Source organism: Sphingomonas sp. S2M10, from assembly GCF_012650175.1.
Lineage (GTDB): Bacteria > Pseudomonadota > Alphaproteobacteria > Sphingomonadales > Sphingomonadaceae > Sphingomonas.
This window is the reverse complement of sequence record NZ_JAAILI010000009.1, coordinates 1-5,876: the sequence shown is the minus strand read 5'-3', so window position 1 is coordinate 5,876 and position 5,876 is coordinate 1. Positions and strand designations below refer to the sequence as shown.

The window sequence follows — 5,876 nt, the reverse complement described above, 5'->3', positions numbered from 1 at the left end:
CAGCGGAATGGAGAGCCGTGTGCATTGAAAGGTGCAAGCACGGTTCGGGGGGAGGCGCTGAGGCGTCCTCGAAAGAGGCGTCTCGCGTCTACCCTACCGAGACGCCGGCACGGTGGCTCGGTCGGCGTACGCCAGGGCGCCGATAGAGCCGTGCCCGGCAGGGTCGCGCCCGACTTGGTTTGGTTCAATGCGACAGGGCGTCGATAACCTTGCATTCGGCAACGATGCTGGCGTTGCAGGTGTCACCCCACTGCGCGATTTCCGACCTCAGCGCTGTAAGGTCGGCCAGCTTGCGATCGATTTCCGCGATGTGGACCGCAGCTATCTGGTCGGCCTCGGCACAGGAACCGCGCGGATCATCTGAAAGCCGCAGGAGCGCACGAACCTGATCCAGGGTGAAACCCAGATCACGCGAGCGTTTGATGAACGACAGGCGATCAAGGTGCGAGCGATCATAGAGTCGATAGTTGCCACCGCTACGGATGGGAGCGGGAACCAGCCCTTCTGCCTCGTAGAAACGGACCGTCTCTATCTTCAACCCAGTGCGCTTTGCGATCTCACCGATTTTCATCGCCGAACCTCTTGACCCTCTAGTAGGATGAGGGTTCATATAGGGCGTCTGATCCACGAATCGAGCTTCGATAATGGCAGACGCATGTTGCTCATCAAAACGCGACACGATCGCGGAACTTGGTCGCAAGGCCGAGCAGCGCCGCGTGCTCATCATCGTGATGCTCATCAATCTCGCGATGTTCGTGGTCGAGTTTGGCGGCGGCGTCGTCGCGCGTTCCTCTGCCTTGATGGCGGATTCGGTCGACATGTTCGGCGACGCGGTGGTCTATGCGCTCAGTCTCTATGCATTGCATCGGGGTGCGCGCTGGGAGGCGGGGGCAGCACTGGCGAAGGGTGGCATCATCCTGGCTTTCGGCGTCGCGGTCATTTTCGAGATCGCTGACAAGATTGCGAACGGCGTTCCTCCGGCATCGGGCTTGATGCTCGGGGTTGGCAGCGCCGCGCTGGTTGCGAACCTAATCTGCCTCGCGCTGCTCTGGCGCTTCCGTCGTGAGAATGTGAACATGTCGAGCACGTTCGAGTGCTCGCGCAATGATGTCGCGTCAAACGTCGGGGTTCTCGCGGCTGCCGGATTGGTCGGCCTGACCGGCTCGGCTTGGCCGGACATCATCGTCGGCGGGTTGATCGCCGTGATCTTCCTGCGCTCGGCATGGCGCGTGATTGGGGAAGCCTGGCCGGCATGGCGTGCCGCGAAGGCACCGGCTCGCGAGTTATTGCAATGACATGGAAACCTCTCCGTGGTAAGGGCGGGTTCGTGCGAGCCTTTTTGCCTCTCCTGACATGCCTGATGCTGGTCCTCACCAGCTTCTCCGGCATGGCTCATGCCGCCGATCTGGCGGGGGGAAGCATCGCGGGCGTCGAGTTCACAATCCATACCGATGGCGACATCGATCAAGTGCCATCGGATTCGGACAAGAATGTCCCGCATCATCACAATTATTGTCACGGACACGACGTCGGCGCGCCTGCGCGCACGACGATGGAATATACCCCCGTCCTCACAGTGCCCAAGCCGACAATCTCCGCCTCTGCGTCGCTCGACGGCCGCACCGGCATGGTCCATTTGAGGCCCCCCCAAGCCTGACGTCCGATTTGGGCGTGCGTTGGCGCGCCCCTGTCGATCATCGTCAGGAGTCCTATTTTCATGCATCGTATCCTCTCGGCCATGCTGGCCGCAGCGTCGTGCGCCACTATGGCGCAGGCGCAGGTCGGACCGTCCGCGCCTTTTGCGCAGGACGCGCCGGTCTACACGCTTGACCAAGCGGTCAGTGCAGCGGGCGGTTCGGCCCCTGCTGCCGAAGCGGCGACAGCCGCGGTCGATGCGGCCCGTGCGGGCCGCACGGTCGCCGGACTGCGGCCCAACCCGGTTGTCCAAGGCCAGGTTGAGAATGTCATCGGCTCGGGGCCGTATCGTGGGGTCCGCAGCGCGGAATCCACGGTCGGCTTTGCGATCCCGATCGAGCTAGGCGGCAAGCGCGGCGCCCGCGTCGCGGTCGCCAATGCGCAATTGTCCCGGGCCGAGATCCAGGCCGCGATCATCGCGGCAGATGTCCGGCTTCAGGTGACGCAGCTTTATGTCGAGGCGGTCGCGGCCGATCGCCGGGTTACAACAGCCCGCGACCAGGCCCGGATCGCCAGCGACGCGCTGCGGGCCGCGAGCGTTCGCGTGCAGGCGGGGCGGGCCTCCCCGCTCGAGCAACAGCGCGCAGATGTCGCGCGCATCAATGCCGACGCCAATGTGGAGCGGCAGCTTCGCTTGGCGGAGGCGGCGCGGGCCAATCTGGCGCGCCGGATCGGTCGACCGATTGACGGTGCGCTCGATGACACGCTGCTCGATCGCCTGCCGGGGGCGAACATTTATGGGCCGGTGGCACCGGTCGAGGCGACCGGCACGCTCGCGCTGGCGGCGGCGAACGCGGATTTCTCGATCGCGGAAGCGGGCGTGCGGCTTGCGCGCGCCAATCGCGTCCCTGACCTCAATGTCGGGCCTGCGATCCGCCGACTGGAAGCGACCAATGACATGGCGGCGGTGTTCACCGTGTCGATCCCGATCCCGGTGTTCAACAATGGTCGCGCGGCGATCGCGCAGGCGACCGCGCAGCGGACGCAGGCGGATGCACAACGTCGCGTGACCGCGCTCGACATCGAACAGGCGATCACGGACGCGCAGGCGCAGGCGGCCAATGCCGCAACGACGGCTCGTGCGGCGTCGGGGCCGGCGCTGGCGGCTGCACAGGAGGCGGCCCGCATCGCGCGGATCGGTTATCGCGAGGGCAAGTTCGGCCAGCTCGAATTGCTCGATGCGGAACGCACACTCGCCGAGACGCGGGTCGCCGCGATCGATGCGCTTGCCAAGTACCAGAATGCCCGCGCGCAAGTGGAGCGACTGACCGCTCGTGCGCCCAATGGGGGGAATCAGTGATGAAGAGCTTTTATCTCGCGGGCGCGGCGTCGCTCGCCCTGCTCTTGGCTGCCTGCGGCGGCAAGGATGGCGGAAACGAGGCAACTGCCGAAGGCGCAGCTGCCAATGAGACGGCAGCGGGCACGGAAAAGGGCGGTGCTGAAGGCGGTCATGCCGGTGAAGGCGTCGTCACATTGGGTGCCGACCAGATCGCCACAGCGGGCGTCCAGGTCGGACGGCCGATCATCGGCGGGGCCGGGACGATCGAGCTGCCCGCGATCATCGAGGGCGACCCACAGGGAACGCAGGTCGTCTCGGCCGCAATTGCGGGACGCGTGGTCGCGCTCACCCGTAACCTCGGCCAATCGGTCGGACGCGGCCAGACCATTGCGGTCATCGAAAGCCGCGAGGCGGCGCAGATCAAGGGCGAGGTCGAGGCGGCGCGGGCGCGGCTTCAGCTCGCTAATTCGAACCTCGCGCGCGAACAGCGGCTGTTCGCGCAGAGAGTCTCCCCTGAACAGGATCTGATCGCCGCCCGCACAGCGGCGACGGAGGCGCGGATCGCCCTGACGCAGGCGCAGAGCATGGTTTCGGCGGCGGGTGTCGGCGGCGGCGGGCTCAACCGGCTCGGCATTGCCGCGCCGATCTCGGGCCAGATCATTGCGCGCCCCGTGACGCTGGGACAAACGGTCGCGGCGGATGCCGAACTCTATCGCATCGCCAACCTGAGCCAGGTGTCGATCGCGCTTAATCTCAAGCCCGAGGATGCGGGCCGGGTGCGTCCCGGCAATACGGTGCTGGTGAAGGCGGCAGGCCGTCAGGCGACCGCCCGCGTGACCTTCGTGTCGCCGGCGCTTGATCCGCAGACGCGGCTCGTGCCTGCGCTCGCCACCCTCGACAATCGCGGTGGCGAATGGCGGGTCGGCGAGCCTGTGACGGCAGCCGTGCAGCTCACGGGCAGCGGCGGCAGCGGGGCGGTCCGCGTGCCGACGACGGCGGTCCAGAGTTTCGAGGGCAAGTCGGTCGTGTTCGTGCGCACGCCCACCGGCTTCAAGGCGACCCCGGTCCAGCTCGGCGATGCGTCGGGCGACACGGTGATCGTCCGGTCGGGCCTGACCGGCAACGAACAGATCGCCACCACCGGAAGTTTCACGCTCAAGGCCGAGATCGGCAAGGGCGAAGCGAGCCACGAGGATTAAGCCATGATCGCCCGTATCGTAACCTGGGCGGTCGAGAAGCGCTGGCTAGTCCTGCTCCTCACCGTCATCGTCGCCGCCATCGGCGCCTTTTCCCTCTACCGGCTACCGATCGACGCGGTGCCGGACATCACCAACAATCAGGTCCAGATCAACGTCCGCGCGCCTGCCCTCTCGCCCGAGCTGGTCGAGAAGCAGGTGTCGTTTCCAATCGAAACCGCGCTCGCCGGCACCCCCGGCCTAGAATATACGCGCTCGTTGAGCCGCAACGGCTTCGCGCAGATCACGGCGGTCTTTTCGGACGCGACGGACATCTATTTCGCCCGCCAGCAGGTGGGCGAGCGTCTGCGGGGCGTGCAAGAGAATCTGCCCGACGGCGTGAACCCTGAAATGGGTCCGATCGCGACAGGCCTGGGCGAGGTGTACATGTACACCGTTCGTCTCGATCATCGCGAGGACGACAAGCACAAGCCCGGTGAACCGGGCCAACAGCCCGATGGCAGCTACATCACGCCAGAGGGCGAGCGACTGACGACCGAAGAGGACAAGGCGACCTACCTGCGCACCGCGCAGGACTGGATCGTCACGCCGCTTCTCAAGAACACTCCGGGCCTCGCCGGCGTCGACTCGATTGGCGGTTACGCCAAGCAGTTCCTCGTCGTGCCCGATGTGCAGAAGCTGGCTTCACTCGGCATCACCTTGACCGACCTGGGCAACGCGCTGGAGCGCAACAACACCAGCGTCGGCGGTGGCTTCGTCAATCGCAATGGCGAAGGTCTGGCTGTTCGCTCGGATGCGCTCGTTCGCAATGCCAGCGAGTTGGCCAGGACCGTGATCGCGACACGTAACGGCGTGCCGATCACGGTCGAACAAGTCGCGACTGTGAAGACGGGTCAGGCGATCCGCATGGGTTCGGCATCGGAGAACGGTACCGAAGTCGTCGTCGGCACGGCGATCATGCGGATCGGCGAGAACAGCCGCATCGTGTCGACCGCGGTCGCTGAGAAACTGAAGACGATCAACGCTTCGCTGCCTCCTGACGTCGTAATTCAGCCGGTGCTGAACCGCACCGAGCTGGTCAATTCGACGATCAAGACGGTCGCGAAAAACCTGTCCGAAGGCGCGGTGCTGGTCATCGTCGTGCTCTTCCTGCTGCTCGGCAACTTCCGTGCGGCCCTGATCGCGGCGTTGGTCATCCCGATCACCATGATGCTGACAGGCTTCGGGATGCTGCGCGCTGGGGTCTCGGCCAATCTGATGAGCCTTGGGGCTTTGGACTTCGGTCTGATCGTCGACGGCGCCGTCATCATCGTTGAAAACGCGCTGAGGCGGCTTGCCGAACAACAGCATCATGAAGGTCGCTTGCTGACCGTCAAGGAACGGCTTGCGACCGTGGCAGCCGCCGCTCGCGAGATGATCCGCCCCTCGGTTTACGGGCAGGCAATCATCATCCTCGTCTACGTACCGCTGCTCACGCTGACCGGCGTGGAGGGTAAAACGTTCGGACCGATGGCGCTGACCGTCATCATCGCGCTCGCCTTCGCCTTCATCCTCTCTCTCACCTTCGTGCCGGCGATGATTGCGATCTGGCTGTCGAAGAAGGTCGAGGAGAAGGACGGCCGCATCATCACGTGGCTGAAGAAGCGCTACGAACCCGGTCTCGACCGGGCCATGAAGCGCCCGACGCTGACGATCGGTGCGGGTGT

The 5,876-nt window shown here is 65.2% G+C and carries 6 protein-coding genes; 5 read left to right on the top strand and 1 reads right to left on the bottom strand.

The window, feature by feature from the left end:
- Positions 1–184: 184 nt before the first annotated feature.
- A complete protein-coding gene (locus S2M10_RS04670) occupies positions 185–571 on the bottom strand; it encodes a helix-turn-helix domain-containing protein (RefSeq protein ID WP_019368266.1) in 387 nt (128 codons plus the stop codon).
- Positions 572–644: 73 nt separating this feature from the next.
- On the opposite strand from S2M10_RS04670, the gene S2M10_RS04665 reads away from it, so the two are divergent.
- From S2M10_RS04665 to S2M10_RS04645, 5 genes are all read left to right on the top strand, one after another.
- Complete coding sequence (locus tag S2M10_RS04665; RefSeq protein WP_125977914.1) at positions 645–1,295, top strand: cation diffusion facilitator family transporter; 651 nt, start codon at positions 645–647, stop codon at positions 1,293–1,295.
- 65 nt (positions 1,296–1,360) lie between these two features.
- On the top strand, positions 1,361–1,657 hold the full coding sequence (locus S2M10_RS04660) for a hypothetical protein (RefSeq protein ID WP_019368268.1): 297 nt from the start codon (positions 1,361–1,363) through the stop codon (positions 1,655–1,657).
- A gap of 60 nt (positions 1,658–1,717) precedes the next feature.
- Positions 1,718–2,995 carry a TolC family protein gene (locus tag S2M10_RS04655; RefSeq protein WP_026008904.1) on the top strand — a complete coding sequence of 426 codons (1,278 nt, stop codon included), beginning with the start codon at positions 1,718–1,720 and terminating at the stop codon, positions 2,993–2,995.
- Positions 2,995–4,173, top strand: coding sequence for an efflux RND transporter periplasmic adaptor subunit (locus S2M10_RS04650; protein WP_004212877.1), 1,179 nt, complete (start codon positions 2,995–2,997; stop codon positions 4,171–4,173). Before S2M10_RS04655 ends, S2M10_RS04650 begins: the two co-directional genes overlap by 1 nt.
- Positions 4,174–4,176: 3 nt before the next feature.
- Positions 4,177–5,876 (top strand): CusA/CzcA family heavy metal efflux RND transporter (locus S2M10_RS04645; protein WP_168845127.1); only part of this gene is annotated, 1,700 nt, incomplete at its 3' end.

What these genes read in the sequence shown, in the direction of transcription:
- S2M10_RS04655 (WP_026008904.1), top strand. Translation starts at nt 1,718, where the DNA reads ATGCATCGTATCCTCTCGGCCATGCTGGCCGCAGCGTCGTGCGCCACT.
- S2M10_RS04670 (WP_019368266.1), bottom strand. Translation starts at nt 571, where the DNA reads ATGAAAATCGGTGAGATCGCAAAGCGCACTGGGTTGAAGATAGAGACG.
- S2M10_RS04660 (WP_019368268.1), top strand. Translation starts at nt 1,361, where the DNA reads ATGCTGGTCCTCACCAGCTTCTCCGGCATGGCTCATGCCGCCGATCTG.
- S2M10_RS04650 (WP_004212877.1), top strand. Translation starts at nt 2,995, where the DNA reads ATGAAGAGCTTTTATCTCGCGGGCGCGGCGTCGCTCGCCCTGCTCTTG.
- S2M10_RS04665 (WP_125977914.1), top strand. Translation starts at nt 645, where the DNA reads ATGGCAGACGCATGTTGCTCATCAAAACGCGACACGATCGCGGAACTT.